Here is a 21,245-nt window from a genome sequence, read left to right as displayed (position 1 = left end):
AATAAGGTGTGATCGTTAGAATACGTCAAATATATAAAGCGAATAAAGTGTAGTGTGATAAAAGCAAGTGTTTGCATGGTAGAAATGACTTCACAAAGTGAAGAGGTATATGTTTTTGGATGCGTTTGATGATCTGATGCTCGGCTACGCATTAAAAAAGTTGACCAACGTGTTTGAAGAGATCGTGGAAGTTTCGAAAAGCCCCTCTTCGGACAAGGCAACAGGCGTACAGGATATCAAGCAGACTAAAACTGCAAAAAAACTACCTGTCTGGCTGGGACGTCTGAGGGTTAACACTCCTTATCAAGTGACGCATGTTCTGATCGATCAGATGCACGCCTCTCGAAAACTCAACCGCGACCTGCGCTTCGCGGCACAGGCTGCCTTGCTGGACGCGCTGGTAGAGGACGGACTGGCAATGCACATCGCGAGTTATTCGGTGCTTGTCGTAGAGAACCGTCTGAAGTGCTTTTCGGATCGATGAGCGTTGTATCTACTGAACACGCGCCCAGTGTCCATTACACTGGAAAATTGCATCAGGCGTGAGGAAGTAGATTGGAGTCAAAACTGTTCATCGCACAATACGCCGGAATCACGGTCATGCTTCCAGCGGCCATGGTCGTCGCGGGTTGGTTATGGTGCACGGCATCCAGAAAACTCGCCCTCTTATGGCTAGGCGTACTGTTCGTAGCCTATTTTGTCGTAGGTCTCAGTAAAGTGCTTTTCAAGGGCTGGGGAATCGGCCTGGAAAGCCTGGATATCGCGGTCATCAGTGGCCACGCAATGAACGCCTGCCTGGTGTCGACCGTTGTACTGAGTTTGCTGTTGCGCCAACTGGATCATCGCCTTCGATGGCTGGCGCTGGGAGCGGGGCTGCTGTCGACCTGGTGGTTCAGCATCCAGTATGTCGGTCAGACGATTCATCCTCTGCCGGAAGCGATTGCCGGGGCGGTTGTGGGATCAGCCGCGGCGTGCGTCTTTCTTTTCAGGCTGGAGAGAAGGGAAATCCGCAAAATTCCTTTGCCGGCCCTGGCGCTGGGGCTAGCGGGGATTCTACTGAGTACGAGCATTCCCAAGTACACCGCCGAGGGGGTCTTGAACTCGCTGGCATTGACTCTGTCGGGGGCAGAAAAGGCTTTTATGCAGCCTCATTGGCGTACTTCTGGCGGGCCGTCACGGTTATAGCGATTGGCTTGATGTCGAGTCCCGGCAAGAGGGTGGAGCTAGGACTCACTACTGCTTTTCTCATCAATCCGGGCCAGCAGCTCTGCAGTTTTCAACTGCATCAGTGCAACATCACCACGACTCTCAACGTTCAGCACGATTTCTGGCTCGGTCTGCGAGAGGTGGATCTTGAAGCGCCATTCAGTGAACGTCAGGCTTAGGCCGTCGCTCTCGTCTACGTCCAGCGCTTTACTGGCGTACAACGAACGAAGATGCGTCAGTACGGCAGTCGGATTACTGACTGCACATCGAATGTCCCCGGAGGAGGGGAAAAGCCCGATGCGTTCCACCAGCAATCTGGGTTGAGGGGAGGTAGAGGAGGGTGCTCTTTCGTACGTCCGCAACCAGGCCATCAATCCACTGTTGCCCTCGGTGAACTCCTGCCCCAAAACCATATTGCCCGGTGCAAAAGGGTCCAGCGATTTATAGACAGAGTCGATCGGTGATCTGGAAGCGTTCATAGTGGTCTGCCTTGCAAAAGGTTTATGGCCGCTCAGAAACGCGGCACCCAAGAGCTGAAAATTACCGGTTACAGGCCTTTCTTATACAAATTCTCATAACAGAAATTGGTCGCGTCGATATAACCTTCCGCTCCGCCGCAGTCAAAGCGGTGACCTTCGAACTTGTATGCCAGGACACAACCGCTTTGTGCCTGCTTCATCAACGCGTCAGTGATCTGGATCTCACCGCCCTTGCCGGGCTCGGTATCAGCAATCAAGTCAAAGATATCGGCCGTCAGAATGTAACGACCAATAATGGCCAGATTGGACGGGGCATCTTCCGGTTTAGGCTTTTCAACCATGCTGTTAACCCGGTAAATACCTTCGCGAATCTGCTCGCCGGCGATGATGCCGTACTTGTGCGTCTGGTCGTTGGGTACTTCCTGAATGGCCACGATCGAGCAACGGAACTGCTTATAGAGCGCGATCATCTGCGACAGCACACCATCGCCTTCCAGGTTCAAGCACAGGTCGTCCGCCAGTACCACTGCAAACGGCTCATCACCAATCAACGGACGGCCAGAGAGAATGGCGTGCCCAAGCCCCTTCATCTCCACCTGACGGGTGTAAGAGAAGGTGCAGGTATCCATCAACTCGCGGGTACCGTTGAGATAGTTCTCCTTGTCGGTACCACGAATCTGATGCTCCAGCTCGTAACTGATATCGAAATGGTCTTCCAGCGCCCGCTTGCCGCGCCCGGTGACGATCGCCATGTGCTGCAGGCCGGCATCCCGTGCTTCCTCAACACCGTACTGGATCAGCGGCTTGTTGACGATCGGCAGCATTTCCTTCGGCATCGACTTGGTGGCGGGCAGAAAGCGCGTGCCATAGCCGGCAGCAGGGAATAGACATTTACGGATCATAGAAGCGTCCTTTTTTCCAATGTATAAGAGAAGCCGTCATTTACTGCGGAGAGCACTAAGATGCTCCCGCCAATAGGTAGAGCTTCCAAATTCTCACTATGCTCACGGACGAAGCCGTGGTCTTAAGTGTCCGGGAGCTCAGCGGACTGTTTGACTGGATGCTTACATAGCCACTCAATCAAGCCGATCAGGATCCCCGTCAGCAGACAGCTCGAGGCGATCCAGCGCGCCTTGACCCGCAGGAAGACCAACTGGCAACTAAAAGACAACGCGAAAAAACCTACCAAGTGATGCAGTTTGTCTTCCTGGGTAAAGGCTTGGGAATCGGTTACGCTCGCAAAGCGGCTGTCAGCAAGACCCCACTAACGCTGATGAAAAACAGAGTGCGTATCCAGAGGGGAAGTTGTGTGACACCCAGGAACAACGAACTCATTCGGTGATTTTCTCAAAGTTCTTATAGAACGCATCTTTGTCGCGGCCATTGGTCATTGTGTACAGCGAATATTGGCGGTTCAGACGCGCGCCACCATCGCGGGTCAGCGGAGCCCAGACCAGGTTGGCGCGACGCATCGTGGAAACGCTCATCAACTCGTCGAAGGGGACCGAGATATAGATTCCTTTGTCGAAGCTACCCTCGCCGAACTCTTCTTTCGAAGCCGTGGTGCGGGTGACCCAGCCACCGAACTTCACGCCGTTAGTGAACTCATGCGACAGATCGATCGTGGCACCCCAATCGCGCGCCAGGTAGCGTCCAACACTGACCGCAGCCTGCAAGTCGAACGGCAGTTCGGTATAGGTGGTGATGTGACCGGTCGTGGTGTTGTAATCGCGCAGACCAAAACCCTGGTCAAAGTCACGCTGGCGTACAAAGTTCAAATCAGCACCCACGGCCCAACGCTCGCCCATGGGGCGGTACAGCAATTCACCACCGACCCCGGCGAACATTGATTCCAGATAACCGCCATACACCATGCCATACAAGTCTTGATCCAGTTGCTTGGCATGGTTGAGTTGAAATGTCGGCATTGTTACATCAGAGGTGATGACGTACTTGCGCAAATCGGTCCGCACTCGGGGCAGATTGCTCGGCGCGTCGTACGTGAACTTATCAAAGTTGTTCAGGAGATTGGTGCTTATGACCCCGCTCGTCCACGTGTTGCGGGTAAAGCGGTATTCTGCGTCCAAATCAGCGGTCAACTGGTACAGCAAACCGTCGGGACCGCCAATGTTTTGCTTGTAACCCAAGCCGATACCATAGGTAAAACGCTCAAGGGGCTGGGTGTACAGCGTGTTTTCAATGTGTGGCGTGGCCCGGTTCAATTCGGTGGTGCGGTGCAGGTCAGTAAGGTCTTGCTGGTTATTCACCACTTCCCGGAAGGTTTCGCGGGGCACACTGGTTTCTTCAACGGGCATGTCGTAACGCTTGTTCACCAGCGTGAACCAGTCGATTTCGTCATTCGCGCTGTTGTCCAGAATCCGGCTGGCCCGGCCCACACCTTTGGCTGAGTAGAAATAGCGCGACTGCTCGCCATACACAATCAGCTCGGAATCGCGCTGAGCAATACGCTCGACCTTATAACCGGCGTTGTTTTCCAATCGTTTGGAAACCCCCGCCCAGTCGACCTGGTCGAGCGGCGCAGTTGGCGCGTGTGCCGGCAGCGCTTCGACAGCGGGGTCGTAGCGCTTGGCCGGCGCCTTGCGGCTGGCGAAATTGGTATGAAAAGTGATGCCGAACAACGCGGTGTTGCCGCGCTCCCAACCGGCGGTCAGATCGACAGAGTCACTTAGCTTGAAGACCGCCCCGATGTTGATGGGCGAGTCCTGCTTCAGGCTATTATCCAGCGGCTCGTGCTTGTAGTCGTTACCGTCGAACTCGAGTTTCAAGCTCAAGGGCGCCCAGGGCGTCTGATAGGACACACCGCCAAACAACGCGGGCGAGCCGCGAAAATACGAGCCGGTATTGACGTTGCCCGCGTCCGCGCCGGTGTTTACCGGGCGTGTATCAAAGCGCTCGTCGATGTACCCCAGCGGGTTCTCGAGGTCCGCACGGTTACCGATGTAACCCCAGGCAACGCCGAGGCTGAAATCCAGGTCGTAGTAACGTTTGTTCGCCACAAAGTATTCGCTGGAAAACAGGCCGGTGCCCCCGACATCCCGAAAACCGAGCGCGACCTCGGGCAACCAGTGGCTTTCTTTCCAGAGGCGGGCTTTGACATCGACCGCCTTGTCTTTATAGCTCTGGTCGCCACTGAATGATTCGGCCCCGTATTTACGGTCGCTGATAGCGGTATAACGAAAACTACCTTCCAGCCAATCGAGGGGCTGTATTGAAATGCTATAGCGCGAGTAAGGGTCTGTCCGGTTGGCGTTCAGGCTGAATTCGCCGGCGGGTGCCATCCGTGCGGTAGGGGTTTGCAACAAACCCACACCACCGAAATCATTCTGGGTAAAACGCGGCTCTCCATGAGCCAAGCTGTAGGGCAACAACACTACGGCGGCAAAACGTAACTTCAAGGGGCCACCTCGGGCAGCGGTTGGGTGGCGAGAAACTGAGCAAGCTGCTCGTTCAAGTCGGGTGTGGGCAAATCCAGATCATCGTTGCGCACGGGCACCAGAATTGTGCTGCCGGCGGCGGCAATCACCCCATCTTCGCGGTTCCAGGCGGCGTTGCCGACTCGCTTGACCAGGCCATCGGGCTGAATCAACCACAGGTAATCGGCATCTGCGTCGGTCACCGGCAGACAGCTTTTGAGATATTCCTGGGCTGGCCGCAGGGCGCGATAGGGCAGCGTGCAGGGCTGTTCAACTGCACCCAGGACAGTGACCGTCGTCGGGCGTAGGGGGTAAATCAGCTGGTCACCGTCACTGAGCGAGTAATTAGGGGCGAACCCAACCTCCAGCGCCACGGGGTCGAGCACCGCGACTTTGCGGCCGGTAACGGGCAGTCGGCTGACCTCTTCAAACAGACGCGCAGCCAGGGCCGCAAGGCCGCTTTTTTCTTCAAGCAAGGCCCCACGTTGAAGCAACTTCAGATCGAACAGCACGCCGGCCTTAAGGCGGGTTTGCTGCTCCAACAGTGGCTGGTGCAGCCAGGCGGCGGCCAACCAGTAACTTTCGGCGTTCGGGCGTGCCTCGCTGACGGCATCGAGCAAGCGCGTGCCTGGCACGAACGTGAAGGCCCCGGCGTTTTGTACATCACCCGTGACCGTGACAGCGGCCTGAGTCATCGCAGAACTTGCCAGCAACAGGCAAGCCGACAGCGTTTTCGAATATCTCATCGAGCCGTCTCCCGGTCAGGGCGCAATTGCACAATCTTCAAGAAAAGTTCCGGCGTGAGATGTTGTTCGCTCTGCAGGATCAAGCCATCGTCAGGCCTGACCCAAAAACGGTTGGTGGCCTTGAATCCCAGCTCGGGGATGTCGACGCGTTCATCTATGCGCTGCAACGCATAGTCCTTGTCCAGGATGGTGACGGTTTCGATGCCCTGTCGACTGAAACGACTGTTAACAGCCAGTCCGACCCGCGGACCCTGATAGACATCAATCCAGCGGGTACTGCTGTAACCGTCGGGCAATTGCTGCAAGCCACGCTTGAACGGCGACTCACCGTCGAAGCGCGTGCCATCGAGATTGATGCTCAGGCCGACAGTGCGCACGACCAGACCATCGCGCATCAACAGCACTTGCTTGCCGGAGGCGACCCAGAACTCCAGGTCGTCCTGCTGGCGAAGCTTCGCCAGCACACCTTCGCTGACGTCCGTGGTGACCTTGATCTGCGCATAGGGCACGGCCTCCACTTGCGCTGCAGTCACTTGCAGCGGCTGGACGCCCAGTGTGGCGGCTTTAAAGGTATCCAGGGACGCCTGCATCAACGGATTGCAGCCACACAGCAGTAAACCCACCGCCAGGCATGAGCTGTTACGCAAAGTTTTCAAAGCGGCTCAAACCTTATCGACTGCTGGCTTCACTGAGATTGTTTTGAGCGGCCGCTCCGGTACCCAGGATAGTAGCCGAGGGCAGCAACTGACTGATCAAGCGGTTCCAGCGGGTCACGCCTGCAGGGCCGACGTAGACGATGTCCTGGGGTTGCAGATCGAAGCGGCTGGCGAGAGCAAACGCGGTAGGCGATTCGGCGTCCAGCTGAAAGACCTTTGCCGGCTCGGTTTCAAGATTCTCGGCACCTCGAATGACATACAGCGCATTGCCGTTGGAGGTGGTCTGGTTCAGTCCACCGACCGTTCCGATCGCATCCGCCAGGTTCATCCGGTTGATTTTGAACGTGAGCGCCCGAGGCTGGTTGACCTCACCCATGACGTAGATCTTTTTCCGGTCGTTGTAGGGCAGGTACAACTGATCGCCGTCTTTCAAATAGACGTTGTGCAACTGCGAGCCTTTGCTGTTAAGCGAGTCCAGGTCGAGCGGATACTCACGTCCGTCCCGGGTCAGTGTCAGACCGGCAAGGTCGGCATTCAACGGATCGACAGTAGCAGTACCCATGGCTTCGACGACAGTGAGTGGCGAAGTGGTAATGGGTTGTTGACCGGCTTTTAAAATGGCACCGGAAATCACCACTTTTTGACTGGCAAACCGCAAAACACTCAAGTCAACCTGGGGGCTGTCGACAAATTGCGTCAGGCGCTCGGCAATAAAACCGCGTAGCTCCTCGATGGTTTTACCTGCGGCATGAATATTGCCGATATAGGGGTAAAACATGGTGCCGTCCGGGCGTACCAGGCGACCGTTCGCATCAATTTGCTGTTGCGCACCCGATGGTGCAGTCAACTCAGGATGGTCCCACACCGTGATGTACAGCACATCATTGGCGCCAATCCGGTAAGCCTGCGGCTTGAACGCCAACAACTCGGCTGGCACCGAGGCTTGCACTTTTGTCGCCGCGTTCTGGGCAATCAGTTTGGGCGTTATCGGAATCAACTCGATCCGACTGCTTTCTGGTGAGCCATCACGGCCGACCTGACTGGTATCCAAGTGTTGACCGGGTGAGAACATACAGCCTTGCAGGGCTACGCCTGCAAGCACAGCGAGCGACAAACTACGAATCATGATTGAGGACACTTGTGGAGGGAACACATCAGAACTGAACCACCCGGATTGCTCCGGGTGGTGGAAGGCTATCGACCTCGCGGTACGCTTAGCGTGTACCGGTGGTGCCGGTAGTACCAGTAGTGCCGGTAGTGCCGCCGCCATTGCTGCTGCCACCACTGGATGACAGTGCAGCGGCTCCGGCGACAACCACGGCGCCGAGGCCAAGAGCAGCCTCTGTGGACAGGCTGCCCACGAGAGGGGTGGACTGATTCAAAGAAGTGTTTTTTACAGGTGTGCCTGGAGCGGAAGACGCTGCAGGGGGCTCAGCGGCTAAAGCGGAGGCACTTAAAGACAGCAATAGAGCGGAAGCAAGTAGTTTGGTCATAGTAGATTCCTTTTTGATGCATCGTCGGTATTGGCGGTGAAACTAAAAAGCGAGCGTGCAAGGCCAAAAACGCTGAGCGTCCATTAACGTTAAGGATAGTATTGATTCGAACTCGATGAGAGTGGACCTCTGGGTCATTCCTCAGTGAGGTTTATCTTGCGATTATTGCCTTAAGAATACCTGTGTAGGACGCCTGACAGGTCTGACGTTTTATAACGCGCACCCACTGTTTCTAACATTGTCCGCCCACGCCACGAGTACGGCGATGATATTCAAGACCGCTTAAGCTTTTCTTTGATGAGCAACCAGGCGAACTTGCTGTTGGTGGTCAAGTAGCGCTTCCACATCCTGCCGGGTTCCTGGATAACACGGTACAGCCATTCCAGCCCGTAATTCTGCATCCATTGCGGCGCACGTTTTACCTTCCCCGCGACCACATCGAACGTTCCGCCCACCCCCATCACAAAGGTGACCCCCAACTGATCGCGCCAGCGGTTGATAAAGTTTTCTTTCATCGGCGAAGTGATGGCGACGAACAGCAGCTGAGCACCTGAAGCCCGAACCTTCTCGACCAGTGCGGCTTCGTCGTCCCAGAAATAGCCATGGTGATACCCGGCGACTTTCAGCCCAGGGTAAAGCGCTTTCACCTTGCTGGCGGCGGTGGAAACGACCTCGTCCTTGGCGCCCAACAAAAACACCGAAAACTGGTTGGCGGCGCTCATCTCCAGCAATTCATGAAACAGGTCGACACCCGCGACGCGTTCGGGCACTGAGTGGCCGAGAAAGCGGGCACCCAACACCACACCCATACCGTCGATATTAATGATGTCACAAGAACGGACGGATTCGCTCAACTGAGGGTCGTCGCGCATGTTTACTAGCTTGGCGACATTCACTACCACGTGCTGGGTGAAGTGGCCGGCAGTAATCGCGTTGCGAATTGTCTCGACCGTGTTGTCCATGGAAGCGACATCCATGGGGCAGTCCAAAACTTCAATTCTTTGCATGGTTAATCTCAGCGGGGTTTGGGGTGTAAAGGCGAGCGAGTAATACGCCTAGGCCAGCGGGGAAGTAAAAAGCGGTCCTGCCAATTGAATAGATTTTTTACCAGCAATTGTGCGATCGCTGTTGAAGGTCGCTAGCTGGGTAAATAACTACGCAGTTAGATCGCGCGTCTGCTGCCAATGCGCGCGCGCGCTCGTACCGGTACAGGAGTAGTTTCGCAATGAACTAACGATGAGTAAGTTGATACGTATCCAGCCAGAAAAGAAAAAATTTGCAGGTTAATCGCTTGTTGGTGAAATGAATTCAATGTCATCGACAACCCTGCAATAGAGTCAGTGATCTATCTATTAATCCATTTGTGTCCGAGTTCCAGTGATAGTGCCAGGGTTGCCGGTTACGATGGCAAGGCTGGGAATGCTGCCTCGAACAACCGCACCCGCACCAATGATTGCACCTTTCGAAATGTAAGAGCCTGGCAATATAATTGCGCCAGAAGCAATCCATACATCGTCTTCGATAGTGACCTTTTTATAGGAGTAGCCCTGTTCAGCAATATTTTTACTTAAAGAGCGAAATTTGTGGTTTTGCGAGTATATGACGACTTTAGGACCAATTAAAACATTGTCGCCTATATCAATTTCGCCGCCTGCATGAATTGTACAGCCTCTATTGATCGAAACATTATGGCCAATTTTCAGTTTTTCTGGGTGATTTATATGGGTTCCGTCCCAGATGGTAGAAAATTTTCCAGCCTTATACCCCCATGTTAAATTTCGAATGTGACACCCAAATTTACCGGGTGCGTATTTAGTAAGTAGAATAAACCATTGCTTAGCTTCGAAGCTGAATTGTGCTAGTAGCTTTTTCATGTTCTTGCCTGATTAAAAATATAAAGTAAAGGAGTGATCTGATTAGTAAGAGTCCGAGGACGGTTGTGGCAATTGTATATGTGCTTGCTGGAAACTGCGACAGTAGTATTAAAAGTGGTATTGAGAGAATAATGAAGTAAAGGTTCGCAATAAATATGGTCTTGCTCAACCCTGTCGCCCCCATTGCAGATGAAATCACAGCATAAGCAATTCGGGTCATTGAAATCCCTAAAAATATAGCTATTAAAGCATAGTCTTGGTTTTCTGTTGGGCTGACTAGCGAGATGACGTATGCTGATACTCCAGAGTAAGCTATTAGCGACAGTGGTGTCAGTATTAGTACTTGTCTGATCTGTCTCTTTAGATCGCTGATGTTAAATTTTGTTTTAAATGAAATTAGCTGTGTAAGTCCTATGAAGGATGAAATAATTAAAAATGGATAGGTGTAAATTGTGGCTGTGTAAAAATAATTTCCAAGCTCCTCTTTGCCAATCAGCTTGCCTACAGCAAATTTATCAAAACTGTTGATTGCCACTATTATAGCGGTAGAGCCCAAAAAGCTGGCAGTAAAAGGTATGGTGTTTATTTGCAGTGCAGAAGAGTCAATTCTACCTCGTATTGAAAAGGCTGCTGATGAAAGCCCTAATAGGCACGCTAGTAGAAGTGTTGTTTCAATCGTTTCGTAATCCACATTTTCTTTGAAGTAAAGGATTGCCACGATGATTACCAGGAATATTGTTTTCCAACTGTGCAGTGTAATTTGGCTGTTCGTGAAGTTTGAGCACAAACGATGGAGTGATGATGCGAATAAAGCTACGGATAGAGAGAAGCAAATTATGAATATTTTCCAGGGGGAACTATTGCAATCAAAAAAGTGAGTGTAAAAAAAAGAAGATGCCGCCGATGTGGATGCTGCTATAAGTAGAGCAGTCACCACTGTGTTGGAGGGTAGAAGTAAGGTGTTTTGCGCCGAGATGATTGCAAGTCTGAGCGTAGATTGTTCATAAGAAAGCAGTCCTATTGCTGATGTGATCATTGTGAGCGTTATAAGTCCTGAATAACGTCCATAATCTTCAGGTGAAAGATGATGTTTAAGTAATAGTATTGATAGGAAGATTGATCCTGCACCCAGTGCCATTATGGCTAAGGGGATTATTTTTTTGATTTGCATGGGTATTGGTTCTGTTGATTTCAAAAATGATTGCGATGAATATCAGTATTCGCGGGAAGCTATATGCTAGGTTGTATGTGTTTTCTTGAAGGAAAGACAAAATAAACTGAGCTGCCAGCATGCCTATTAGAACGCTATGCTTTCGATCGTTTTTCTTTAGTAGGGACATAAGTATTGAGGCGTTTAATGCTATGAGTAGTGCAAGTCCTGCTGCGCCAGTATGATAATAGATAACGCCAATTGTGCTTTCTGCTCCGGTTTTTAGTTTTTCTGTAAATTCAGAATCAGCATAGTTTCCTCCGCTACCTAAATCATTTCCTGCAATAGATGGGTGGAATACGAATACTTGGGAAAGCCCCATAAAGTGAATGAATGAACTATCGCCGGTTCCCCGTGAGGCAGAAACTATCGTGCTGAGCGAAATTACCGAAATTAGTAGTATGTTGGTAAGAAGTCTAAGTTTTACTGACTTCTTCCAAAGAAATTTGTTTATTTCAGTTATGAATATGGTGATGATCGGTATGACCCAGGCGCCTTTTGAAAATGTGATAAATAGTAAGAAGCACGATGCGCCAAGTAGTACGGCTTTGTTTCTGCGTACGAAATAAATAATATAAACAATTATGAAGGCAAGAGTATAACCTGCGAGGATGGAGTCGATAATTAACCCGGGATTTCTAATTACAGGGATTCCTGCTATTTTCGTTGCGGCTCCAGCCGTGAAATATTTAAACTCGCCATCGATTTCTTGCATGATGCTATCGGTGTCCTGTCTATTGTCTGCTAGAGAGGACGTTAACGAAATTAGGGTGTCGTAGCCTGATACTACATGCGCCAATGCACCGATTAGCGAGCCAATCAAGATCAAAGCAATATAGGTTTCTATTTTGCTAGAAATCTTTTCTCTGTTTTTGCTGAAAGAAATGTTGCCCATACTAATGATCGTGATGATCATTGGGATGTACATGTTGATTAAATATTTTATGGCTACCATCTTGTTTGCGGCAAAAAAAGTACCTTTCAATAGTAGTAAAAAGATTCCTGCAATGCATAGTATTTGAAATTTTGCAGGCTTAGATAAATATTTGGTAAGAATGATCGCTAAAAAGATTGATCCTGCTATGGTCTTGACATGTGCTGGCTCAAGATTACTTACGCCTGTGTTTGCGCTGATCGCACTCCAGGTCCATTGAAAAGTCAGATAAAAGCAAATTACGAGTAAGCACTCAAATGGCTTTTTCTTGAATTTTAAGTATAGGGCTGAAGCAATAATAGATAGAAGGGCCATCTCGTTAATAAAAAATAGCAGAGATGTGCTGATGATGCTCAAAGATGTTCCTTTGCTAACCTTCATTAAGAGCATTCCTGATTTGCAAAGTGGAGTTTTTGTAGGGTGGAAAGCTCAGGTCGTGCATTGTGGTGTGCTTAGCTCTATTTTGTCTTTTATGGGTTGTAAGGATGCTGCCTTTGTTGTGTGCAAAGGCAGCGTCAATAAAAATTAATTCATGCTGCGAATTAGCTGTTCCAGATACCTCGAGTGTCAATAAGTTTGCGATTTTCTAGTTGCTCTAGACTGATTTCTTTAAAAAATTTATGGTCTACGAGCAGGACAATAACGTCTGCTTCAGGTAGCGCATGATCAATGCTGCTCAATGTTAGCTGGTTAGTTAATTTCGCAGGGAGTTCTTCAATGTGCGGCTCGACTGCCAACACTCGCCCAGGGTGGAAAGCAGCGATTTTCTGGGTGATTGAAACTGCCGGACTCTCGCGCAAGTCGTCAATATCGGGTTTGAAGGCTAGGCCAAAACATGCAATTGTAATTTCGTAGGCGGTTTTTAATGGGTTTTTCTGGAGTAACTCTGCGACAGCAATCTTAACTTTATCTAGTACCCACTCTGGTTTACTGTCATTCACTTCCCGAGCAGTCCGAATTAAGCGAGCTTCATCTGGGGTTTTGCTAACGATGAACCACGGATCAACTGCAATGCAGTGTCCGCCAACCCCGGGGCCAGGCTGCAGGATATTGACCCTTGGGTGGCGGTTGGCAAGGCGGATCAGTTCCCAGACGTTGATATCCAGTCTGTCGCAAATCATCGAGAGTTCGTTGGCGAAGGCGATGTTCACGTCGCGAAAACTGTTTTCGGTGAGTTTGCACATTTCCGCAGTGCGGGCGTTGGTGACGATGCATTCGCCTTGGACGAAGATCTTGTAAAGGCTGATGGCCAACGCGGAGCATTTCGGTGTCATGCCCCCAATGACCCGATCGTTCTGCACCAATTCGTGCAGCACATGGCCGGGCAGTACCCGTTCCGGGCAGTGAGCAATGCGGATGTCGGAGCTTTCACCGTGGGTTTGCGGAAAGCTCAGGTCTGGACGAGCTTCGGCGAGCCAGGCGGCCATCTGTTCGGTAGCGCCCACCGGGGAGGTCGATTCAAGAATGACCAGATCGCCTTTCTTCAACACCGGGGCAATGCTTTTACTGGCCGATTCGATGTAGCCCAAGTCCGGTTCATGGTCGCCCTTGAACGGTGTGGGCACGGCAATCAGAAAAGCATCGGCGGGTTCCGGCCGGGTGGAGGCGCGTAGGTAGCCTTCAGTCACGGCGGCATGCACCACCATATCCAGGTCAGGCTCAACGATATGAATCTGACCGCGGTTGATGATATCGACCGCATTTTGATTAACGTCGACGCCAATCACTTGTTTTTTGCGTGAAGCGAAGACAGCCGCAGTGGGCAAGCCGATATACCCGAGACCAACGACGGAGATGGTTTTGAAAGGCATGGAACGTCCTTGAATAGTGATGTGTAGATACGTTTTTCAAGCGAGATAACAGCCGCGCAACGCAACGGCTGTTAAGCAAGGGAGGGGGTTATCGAGCGAGCAGCGCCTCGATGATGCGCTGGCAGGCGTTACCGTCGCCGTAGGGGTTATGGGCGTAACTCATGGTGCGGTAGGCGACCGTATCGGTCAGCAAACGATTCAACTCGCGGGCGATATCGGCGGTTTCGGTGCCGACCAGTTTCACCGTGCCTGCGGCAACAGCCTCTGGCCGTTCCGTGGTATCGCGCATCACCAGCACAGGTTTGCCCAGTGACGGCGCTTCCTCCTGGATGCCTCCGGAGTCGGTCAAAATGATATGCGCACGGCTCATCATGTGAACGAAAGGCAGGTAGTCCAGGGGATCGATCAGGTAGATGTTGTCAATGCCGGTGAGTAGACGATTGACGGGCTCGCGCACATTGGGATTGAGGTGCACGGGATAGACGATATCGACCCCTGGATGTTGCTGGGCAACCTCCATTAACGCCTGACAGATGCGCTCGAAGCCGTCACCGAAACTTTCCCGGCGATGGCCTGTCACGAGGATCAATTTTCTTGCAGGGTTGAGAAAGGCCGCCGGTGCAGAGGCTTGGGCAAGCAGTGCCTGGTCCTGATCGAGACGCTTGACGACATCCAGCAGGGCATCGATCACTGTGTTGCCAGTGACGACGATCGTGTCTGGATCAACGCCCTCGCGCAGCAGATTGGCTTGCGACGTTTCGGTTGGCGCAAAGTGCAGGTTGGCCAACGCCCCCGTGAGTTTTCGATTGCCTTCTTCCGGCCACGGAGAGTAGAGATTGCCCGTGCGCAAACCGGCTTCCACGTGCGCAACCGGAATCTGCTGGTAGTAGGCCGCGAGGCTGGCAGCAAAGGTGGTGGCGGTATCACCGTGAACCAACACGATATCGGGTTTGAATTCCGCCAGGACTTTCTTCAGCCCTTGCAGGATCGCGCTGGTAACGTCGGTCAGGTCCTGGCCGGGTTTCATGATGTTCAGGTCGAAGTCCGGCTCAATGGCAAACAACCCCAGTACTTGATCGAGCATTTCACGGTGTTGGCCGGTGACGCAGACTTTCGCCTCAAAGCGTTCGTCTGCCGCCAGTGCCAACGCAAGTGGAGCCATTTTAATGGCCTCAGGACGGGTACCAAAAATGCATAGGGTCTTCATAGGGCGATCCATTGCTATGTTCGTAGCTGAAGGTGGAGGGATGTTTGGACTGACTAACAAATGTCGTTTCGGATCGATGCTGATAAAACAACGGCGACCCAACTTTTGTTGATCCAGAGAAATACGCCGAATTAATGGATAACCATTGATGTAGGGCTGTACGAATTTGATTTTTGCCACGCTACCGCCCCAGGATTAATTGCCAGTCCCTGAGAGCGTCACTATTTATTAATGTGTCTGCATTTTTTCAGCTGCAGGTAGCAAGGTGGAGTTGATATGGCTACCGCCATTCATTACTGCTCGACGGTAGCGGGGGTATAGACAGCAGTTAATTAACTAAACGTTCTCTGATTTATATTCGTAGTTGTAATAACCATAGTCGGCATAGCCATATTTGGCCGAGGCTCTTTTTTCAACACCATTGAAAATGGCGCCTTTCAAATCAACACCATTTTGTGCAAAGCGGCGCATGGTCAATTCAATTTCACGAACCGGGTTGAGCGCAAAGCGCGTCACAATCAAACTTGTACCCGACTGGCGACCGACAATCGCCGCATCCGTCACCGCCAGCAACGGTGGTGTATCCAGAATTACCAGGTCGTACTGGGCGCTGACTTGCTCCAGAAAGGCACTGAAGTTCGCATGCATTAGCAGTTCTGAAGGGTTGGGCGGTATTTGTCCGCGACCGATAACGTCAAGGTGCTCGAATTCAGTTTTATTGATCGCGGTTGCCAGGTCGCAGCGCTTGACGAGTAGATCAGAAAGCCCGTTTTCAGCGGGGGTTCCAAATACCTTATGCAAATACCCTTTACGCATATCCACGTCGATCAGCAATACACGCTGGCCGGTCTGCGCGATGACTGCGGCGAGGTTGGCGGAAACGAACGTTTTACCTACCTTGGGGCTCGGGCCGGAGATCATCAGACGATTATTGCTGGCTTCGAGCATGGCGAAGTGAAGGCTGGTGCGCAGGCTGCGCAATCCTTCTATGGCCAGGTCGGTGGGGTGACTGCTTGCCAGTATGGGGGCGGTGTTGTTAGCACGGCCTCGGCCACTTCGGAAGGTTTTGCTTTCTTCAGTTTTTTGCAGCGTGCTGAAAGGAATGGATGCGTACACCGGCAACCCCAGCTGTTCAATTTGGTCCGGATTTTCCACGCCGCGGCTAAGGGCTTTGCGAAAAAGCACCACTGCAGTCGCCAGGAAAGCCCCGAGCAGGGTGGCGATGAGAACGATCAGGGGCTTCTTGGGTTTAACGGGCTTTTTCAGATCCACATCGGCGGTATCGATCAAGCGCACGTTGCCCACAGTGCCGGCACGCATTACATCCAGTTCCTGGGATTTATTCAGGAGCTGGGTATAAATTTCGGTGCTGACTTTTACGTCGCGGGTGAGGCTAAGGAGTTCTTGCTGTGTTGAAGGCAGGCCCTCGACTTTTTTGGCCAAACCGTCCTGCTTCGCTGTCAGTTCGCCTAATTGGCTGAGCAAAGCCCGATAGGCAGGGTGTTGACGGGTAAACTTGCGATCCATTTCCGCTTGCTGCAATTTCAGTTCGGAGATGCTGGTATCAAGCGCCACGATCTGATCGAGAATGGCTTTGGCTTCCAGGCTGATATCGATGGATTTACTACGAATTTGATACTTGTTCAGGGCGTTTTCGGCTTTTTCCAGGTCTTTTCGGACCTGAGGCAGTTGATCTTTTAGAAACTCCAGGCTTTGAGCGGCTTCGGCCGAAGTCCGCTCGACATTTTGCCGTACGTAGAGCTTGGCGATTTCATTGAGGATTTGAATGGCTTCAGCCGGTTTCTCGCTTTCAAGAGCAAGCCCGATCATGCCGGATTCTTTACCGCGCTCTGATACATCAAGTACCTTTTGGTACTTCAAAATACTGGTCAGACGTGGGTCACGCACAATGCTGAACGTTGTACCAGGATTAGCCTGCAACACTTCGACTTGCAGTTTAATGCCGTCCTGGTCATAGGCTTGGCCCGCTTGGCCTTCGATCAGGACATTGTCGTCTTCATCCAGCAAAGTGAAGTGGCCACTTTCACCGGTGATGAAAGTTAATTCCTGACCCAGAAGCTCTTGTGGGAGCTCGAGCTGAAATATTTTCAGGGTTTCGCCACCCCAGGCAAAACTGTTCATGCCAAGCCATGGCGTCGCGACCGTATTAACAGCGTCTGCTTTGAACCGACGAGCAATAAAGTCGCCGATCACCGGAAAACGGTTCGGCTCGACAGTGATATCGAGCGATAGATTGTCGACAACCTTACCGATGATGGCGCGCGATTTGATTAATTCAATTTCTGTGGCGGAAGGTGACTCTTTACCCAACATGCTGTTGATATCGGAGAAACCGAGTAAGTCATTCTTTTTTGCCTCCACCTGTAGCAAGGCAGTTGCCTGGTAAACAGGATTGGCCAACACCGCATAGGCCGTTCCAACGGCCATAGAGGCAGCAGTGATCCCGGCAATCAACCATTTATGATCGACCAGTGTCCCGAGTAGGCCCATCAAGTCGATATCATCATCATCGTCATGTGAGGTTAATGCTGGAGTTTGCTGCATAAGTGGGTTCTTTTTTAACAGGTATTCGAGGAGTGGTTTAGCGTGCGAGACGCTTTGCCCAGGCGGTTACTGCTTCTTCAATCAACGCGTATGCATGCACAAAAGCAGGTTTGCCTTGACGGTAGGGGTCGCTGATTTCGCGGTTGTTCTGCCACTTGCCCAGCAAGAGGACCTTGCCTCGCGCTTCAGGCGCGATCTTGAGAACACGGTCTATGTGCGACTGCTCCATCACCAGGATCAGATCCGATTCGCTGATGGCGGCAGGAGTCAGTTGATTGGCTTTGTGCTCTTCTGGCAGATGGCCATGCTCTTCCAGTACGATCCGGGCGGTGGGTTCGATCGGGTGATCTTGTAGTGCGCCAAGACCGGCAGAGCTAACTTCGATATCGGACTGCCCCAGTGCTGCTCGCAACAAATGTTCGGCAGTGGGGCTTCGGCAAATGTTGCCAATGCAAACGATTAGAATCTTGTTAAACAAGGCAACCTCCCTGGAAATTCCACACTTGTGGTGATGTGCAATTGGAAAGACTAAAACTATGCTTTTCTTCAATGGCACTTTTGTGACGGCTTGCAGCTATTGGGTGTGTGCCTCTTTCCGTGAGGAGTTACCGTGCTGGATGAAGCTTTTGACTGCGAAGACTCTGGCCTGCTGGAATCCGGACTTGGAGTGTGCTTGACAGTTGCTATGCTAAAAATCATAACTGGCAACCCACGACAACATCAACCATTAAATGCCACGCGAGTATTGAAAGCATATGGCAAAAAAAATTCCATATATAAAGCCAGATATTAAATAACAGTTAAATAACATTGTTGGTTCCTGCCTGACGGTTTTTAACGTTTTTGGCTTTTTTGTGTTGTCCTGTATTGGAGTGTGTTAAACGTCTTGATACGTAATTTGATGCTAATGATGTTCGGGGTTTTGCCTTGGGCGAAGGGTTCTCTAGCGTTCGTGTATTGCTAATAAGTTTCGTATGTTTTTGAAGGGTTACGTTTCCATGATCGGCCAACTCCGTTTTTCAGGTGCATTTCCGTCCTTGGGAGAAATTCGTCGCAAGATCGATGAGAAAACCACGGAGCTACTTGACCACACAGGTGCAGAAGGGGCTGATTGTGTCCATCCATAGTGCTTCGGCTGTTCAAATGACCTTGCCTGAGAGTCTCACCTCTAGCGCATGGTATTTGGTGCAATGCAAGGCGAGCCAGGACGAGCGTGCAGAGATCAATCTGGTTAACCAGGGGTATACCTGTTTTCGCCCTACGCATCGGCGCGAGCGTGATATGCAGGGGCGCAGGAGGGTTGTTCGCGAATCGCTGTTTCCGGGTTATCTGTTTATCCAGCTCGGCTTAGGTGAGAGTTGGGCGCCTTTGCGTTCTACTCGCGGTGTATTGCGAATTGTCAGTTTTGGAGGCAAACCGGTACCCGTAGGTGATGACTTGATCGCACAACTTCATGAGCACGATAGCGGAGCCCCAGTGGAAGCTCGGTTTGCCTGTGGAGAGCGGGTGCGTATCAATGAGGGGCCTTTTGTCGATGTGGAAGCGATCTTCCTGGCGATGGAGGGCGAGCAGCGAGTGTTGCTCCTGATGACATTGCTGCAACGTGAGCAAAGAATCAGCATGCCCTTGGTTGGTATCAGTAAGCATTGACACGGAGCGTTGCTCCCGGCCTGCCAATCAACAAGCAGATACCGCCTGGCAACAAGGTCAGTTGCCGTCGTCTTAGTTCCCCCCCGTAGGCATTAAGCTTTTGTCGCAGCACCAGGAAAGCAGCGGTCTCGGCCAGGGCCGCTGCTTTGCGGCGTAACTGGCGTTCCAGTTCGCAAATACGGTGTTTGTCGTCACGCGATTACCCGGTATCCACTTATTTAGCGGTCAACTGCTGCCGTTGCGCCTGCCTGAAGGTAAGTCCGGGCGTGCCGAATCGCCCTGAATCTGGTCAAAAAGCTGTACGGTATCGAGCGGAGACTTAAAAGAAGTTGGCGATGAGCATCGCCACGAGAGTCGACAGCAGAACAACCTGCCGGTGTTGGTGTAGTTGCAGGCATGGCTGGGAAAACCCAGCCACTAGTGACGGCGCAAGCGCACTGGGTAAATGGCTTACGTCCCCTGGTTAGCCTGCAGGCGTCCCCTCAATAAATGTCTTTTGACAGCAAGGTGAACGGCGTCTTCACCAGGATTTTCACATCCAGCCACAACGACCAGTTATTGATGTACTTGAGGTCGATCTCGACGCGCTTCTGCATCTTGTCGATGGTGTCGGTCTCGCCGCGGCAACCGTTGATTTGAGCCAGCCCGGTGATTCCCGGTTTGATTCGATGGCGAGCCATGTAGGCGAGAATCTTGCCGGAGTAGTAGTTGTTGTGCGCAACGGCATGAGGGCGAGGTCCGACCAGCGCCATATGACCTTGCAATACATTGAACAGCTGCGGCAACTCGTCAATGGAAGTGCGACGGATAAAGCGCCCGATCGGGGTAATCCGCGAGTCGTTACGACTGGCTTGTTTCACCTCGTGATCGTCGTGCACGCGCATGGATCGAAACTTCCAGACTTTGATGACCTTTCCGTTCCACCCGTGGCGGTCCTGTTTGAAAAATACCGGACCATGGGAGGTGAATTTGACGGCCAGGCCAATGATCAACAGTAACGGGCTTAGAGCGATAATGGCCATCAGAGCCACGCTTTTATCGAACAGGCTTTTACTCAATGCGGCAGTGGGTTGGCTGGAAAGCGGGCATTCAATCAAGTGGATTGCCGGCATGCCATCCACATCACTGACCGAGTGATTGAGCAGCGTCAGGCTGTTCAAGTCCGGGACCCAGACAACATCGACGTGGGCATCCAGCAAGTCGACATACATTTCTTCGATTTGTACCGCTTCGCTCAGGGGGAGCGTGATGTACAGACGTCGGATGTCATGAGTCTTGATCAGTTCGAGCAGTTCCTCTTGCGGGCCTACAACCGGTGGTGCGCCGGTCTCCAGCAAAGGAGTGGTGTCGGAGCTTACCAGGCCGACCAATGGGAAGTGCTCGAGGGCACGAAGCTTGTTAGCCAATCCCAGTGCCAGCTCGCCAGTACCCACAATCAGCGTTCTGCGCTCAACTTGAAGCGCCCGTTGGTAGTACTTCGAAAAACCATGCAGTGGGACGTACAACAGCGCCTGCCCGAGGTAGCTGCAGATAGCCCATATCAGAATGATTTGACGAGAAAACAGTTCATTGGCCTTACAGAGGAAGGCGACAATAGCCAGCGCTGCCAGTGTCATTGACCAACCCATCAGTAGTCTTATCAACCCTTCCAGGTAATTGTCTTTCTTTGCATAGACGCCGCACCATGTATAGGCCGGAACCGATGCAAGCACCGTAAGCGTTGCGCATACTCGATAATAGAACTCTACCGTTCCAGTCTGGTAATAAACCATTAGAAGTAACAGGGCGACAACAAAGCCCTGACCCAGTGCCCACTGTCCCCAGAAGGTCAGTCCTTTGAGAGTGGTATTTCGATTGATACGAAGATTGTTAACCATACGTTATCCCCAAAATACGTCCATTCGCGTTTCGACAGACAAAAGCCAAAATTAATGAAATAAGAGTTATTGTTCATGTTAGATGGCGGAGCATTGATGATCG

The 21,245-nt window shown here is 51.8% G+C and carries 19 protein-coding genes and 1 pseudogene; 3 read left to right on the top strand and 17 right to left on the bottom strand.

What is annotated here, in order from left to right:
- Positions 1–115 precede the first annotated feature (115 nt).
- Together ABIE16_RS12795 and ABIE16_RS12790 are read left to right on the top strand one after the other, a co-directional pair.
- A complete protein-coding gene (locus ABIE16_RS12795; protein WP_090457794.1) occupies positions 116–484 on the top strand; it encodes a hypothetical protein in 369 nt (122 codons plus the stop codon).
- A 71-nt stretch (positions 485–555) separates the two neighbouring features.
- A complete protein-coding gene (locus tag ABIE16_RS12790; RefSeq protein ID WP_429521329.1) occupies positions 556–1,185 on the top strand; it encodes a hypothetical protein in 630 nt (209 codons plus the stop codon).
- A 38-nt stretch (positions 1,186–1,223) separates the two neighbouring features.
- Here the strand turns inward: ABIE16_RS12790 and ABIE16_RS12785 are convergent, their stop codons facing one another.
- The 15 genes from ABIE16_RS12785 to ABIE16_RS12715 form a co-directional block, all read right to left on the bottom strand.
- The gene (locus tag ABIE16_RS12785) at positions 1,224–1,685 is read right to left on the bottom strand and encodes a hypothetical protein (protein ID WP_090454133.1); all 462 of its coding nucleotides are present in this window, start codon (positions 1,683–1,685) and stop codon (positions 1,224–1,226) included.
- A 68-nt stretch (positions 1,686–1,753) separates the two neighbouring features.
- On the bottom strand, positions 1,754–2,587 hold the full coding sequence (galU, locus tag ABIE16_RS12780; protein ID WP_057715631.1) for a UTP--glucose-1-phosphate uridylyltransferase GalU: 834 nt from the start codon (positions 2,585–2,587) through the stop codon (positions 1,754–1,756).
- A gap of 429 nt (positions 2,588–3,016) precedes the next feature.
- Entirely contained in the window at positions 3,017–5,101 is a 2,085-nt protein-coding gene (locus tag ABIE16_RS12775; protein WP_057715629.1) for a YjbH domain-containing protein, read from the bottom strand.
- On the bottom strand, positions 5,098–5,865 hold the full coding sequence (locus tag ABIE16_RS12770; protein ID WP_429521328.1) for a capsule biosynthesis GfcC family protein: 768 nt from the start codon (positions 5,863–5,865) through the stop codon (positions 5,098–5,100). Before ABIE16_RS12770 ends, ABIE16_RS12775 begins: the two co-directional genes overlap by 4 nt.
- On the bottom strand, positions 5,862–6,521 hold the full coding sequence (locus ABIE16_RS12765) for a YjbF family lipoprotein (RefSeq protein ID WP_057715627.1): 660 nt from the start codon (positions 6,519–6,521) through the stop codon (positions 5,862–5,864). The genes ABIE16_RS12770 and ABIE16_RS12765 overlap by 4 nt, the downstream gene beginning before the upstream one ends.
- A gap of 13 nt (positions 6,522–6,534) precedes the next feature.
- Positions 6,535–7,647 carry a polysaccharide biosynthesis/export family protein gene (locus ABIE16_RS12760; RefSeq protein ID WP_218496867.1) on the bottom strand — a complete coding sequence of 371 codons (1,113 nt, stop codon included), beginning with the start codon at positions 7,645–7,647 and terminating at the stop codon, positions 6,535–6,537.
- Between the two features lie 88 nt (positions 7,648–7,735).
- Positions 7,736–7,903, bottom strand: a complete 168-nt coding sequence (locus ABIE16_RS12755) for a hypothetical protein (RefSeq protein ID WP_224795414.1) — start codon at positions 7,901–7,903, stop codon at positions 7,736–7,738.
- Positions 7,904–8,286: 383 nt separating this feature from the next.
- A complete protein-coding gene (locus ABIE16_RS12750; RefSeq protein WP_277814394.1) occupies positions 8,287–8,991 on the bottom strand; it encodes a WecB/TagA/CpsF family glycosyltransferase in 705 nt (234 codons plus the stop codon).
- Positions 8,992–9,366: 375 nt separating this feature from the next.
- Positions 9,367–9,888, bottom strand: a complete 522-nt coding sequence (locus ABIE16_RS12745; protein ID WP_079246780.1) for an acyltransferase — start codon at positions 9,886–9,888, stop codon at positions 9,367–9,369.
- Complete coding sequence (locus ABIE16_RS12740; protein ID WP_429521327.1) at positions 9,851–11,059, bottom strand: hypothetical protein; 1,209 nt, start codon at positions 11,057–11,059, stop codon at positions 9,851–9,853. Before ABIE16_RS12740 ends, ABIE16_RS12745 begins: the two co-directional genes overlap by 38 nt.
- A complete protein-coding gene (locus ABIE16_RS12735) occupies positions 10,980–12,413 on the bottom strand; it encodes a hypothetical protein (protein WP_429521326.1) in 1,434 nt (477 codons plus the stop codon). Before ABIE16_RS12735 ends, ABIE16_RS12740 begins: the two co-directional genes overlap by 80 nt.
- A 161-nt stretch (positions 12,414–12,574) precedes the next feature.
- Positions 12,575–13,843 (bottom strand): UDP-N-acetyl-D-mannosamine dehydrogenase, encoded by a 1,269-nt coding sequence (gene wecC / locus ABIE16_RS12730; RefSeq protein WP_407515311.1) that lies wholly within the window; start codon positions 13,841–13,843, stop codon positions 12,575–12,577.
- Between the two features lie 88 nt (positions 13,844–13,931).
- Positions 13,932–15,050: a non-hydrolyzing UDP-N-acetylglucosamine 2-epimerase gene (gene wecB, locus ABIE16_RS12725; protein WP_057715623.1), complete on the bottom strand. Its 1,119-nt coding sequence runs from the start codon at positions 15,048–15,050 to the stop codon at positions 13,932–13,934.
- Between the two features lie 336 nt (positions 15,051–15,386).
- Positions 15,387–17,615 carry a polysaccharide biosynthesis tyrosine autokinase gene (locus tag ABIE16_RS12720; protein ID WP_429521325.1) on the bottom strand — a complete coding sequence of 743 codons (2,229 nt, stop codon included), beginning with the start codon at positions 17,613–17,615 and terminating at the stop codon, positions 15,387–15,389.
- 37 nt (positions 17,616–17,652) lie between these two features.
- Complete coding sequence (locus tag ABIE16_RS12715; protein WP_079246779.1) at positions 17,653–18,093, bottom strand: low molecular weight protein-tyrosine-phosphatase; 441 nt, start codon at positions 18,091–18,093, stop codon at positions 17,653–17,655.
- Between the two features lie 665 nt (positions 18,094–18,758).
- Here ABIE16_RS12715 and rfaH point away from each other — a divergent pair.
- On the top strand, positions 18,759–19,265 hold the full coding sequence (rfaH, locus tag ABIE16_RS12710) for a transcription/translation regulatory transformer protein RfaH (RefSeq protein WP_154863131.1): 507 nt from the start codon (positions 18,759–18,761) through the stop codon (positions 19,263–19,265).
- A 23-nt stretch (positions 19,266–19,288) separates the two neighbouring features.
- Here the strand turns inward: rfaH and ABIE16_RS12705 are convergent.
- Both ABIE16_RS12705 and ABIE16_RS12700 read right to left on the bottom strand, forming a co-directional pair.
- Positions 19,289–19,464, bottom strand: a pseudogene (locus tag ABIE16_RS12705) (IS3-like element ISGur6 family transposase); the annotation flags it as partial.
- A 283-nt stretch (positions 19,465–19,747) separates the two neighbouring features.
- The gene (locus tag ABIE16_RS12700; protein WP_429521324.1) at positions 19,748–21,142 is read right to left on the bottom strand and encodes an undecaprenyl-phosphate glucose phosphotransferase; all 1,395 of its coding nucleotides are present in this window, start codon (positions 21,140–21,142) and stop codon (positions 19,748–19,750) included.
- Positions 21,143–21,245 lie beyond the last annotated feature (103 nt).

Source organism: Pseudomonas sp. 2725 (genome assembly GCF_050434585.1).
GTDB classification, from domain to species: domain Bacteria; phylum Pseudomonadota; class Gammaproteobacteria; order Pseudomonadales; family Pseudomonadaceae; genus Aquipseudomonas; species Aquipseudomonas jessenii.
This window is presented reverse-complemented; position numbering and strand designations above follow the sequence as displayed.

Coding starts and splice junctions, on each gene's coding strand:
- ABIE16_RS12785 (WP_090454133.1), bottom strand. CDS start 1,685: ATGAACGCTTCCAGATCACCGATCGACTCTGTCTATAAATCGCTGGAC.
- galU (WP_057715631.1), bottom strand. CDS start 2,587: ATGATCCGTAAATGTCTATTCCCTGCTGCCGGCTATGGCACGCGCTTT.
- ABIE16_RS12770 (WP_429521328.1), bottom strand. CDS start 5,865: ATGAGATATTCGAAAACGCTGTCGGCTTGCCTGTTGCTGGCAAGTTCT.
- ABIE16_RS12760 (WP_218496867.1), bottom strand. CDS start 7,647: ATGATTCGTAGTTTGTCGCTCGCTGTGCTTGCAGGCGTAGCCCTGCAA.
- ABIE16_RS12750 (WP_277814394.1), bottom strand. CDS start 8,991: ATGGATGTCGCTTCCATGGACAACACGGTCGAGACAATTCGCAACGCG.
- ABIE16_RS12745 (WP_079246780.1), bottom strand. CDS start 9,888: ATGAAAAAGCTACTAGCACAATTCAGCTTCGAAGCTAAGCAATGGTTT.
- ABIE16_RS12740 (WP_429521327.1), bottom strand. CDS start 11,059: ATGCAAATCAAAAAAATAATCCCCTTAGCCATAATGGCACTGGGTGCA.
- ABIE16_RS12735 (WP_429521326.1), bottom strand. CDS start 12,413: ATGAAGGTTAGCAAAGGAACATCTTTGAGCATCATCAGCACATCTCTG.
- wecC (WP_407515311.1), bottom strand. CDS start 13,843: ATGCCTTTCAAAACCATCTCCGTCGTTGGTCTCGGGTATATCGGCTTG.
- wecB (WP_057715623.1), bottom strand. CDS start 15,050: ATGAAGACCCTATGCATTTTTGGTACCCGTCCTGAGGCCATTAAAATG.
- ABIE16_RS12720 (WP_429521325.1), bottom strand. CDS start 17,615: ATGCAGCAAACTCCAGCATTAACCTCACATGACGATGATGATGATATC.
- rfaH (WP_154863131.1), top strand. CDS start 18,759: ATGACCTTGCCTGAGAGTCTCACCTCTAGCGCATGGTATTTGGTGCAA.
- ABIE16_RS12700 (WP_429521324.1), bottom strand. CDS start 21,142: ATGGTTAACAATCTTCGTATCAATCGAAATACCACTCTCAAAGGACTG.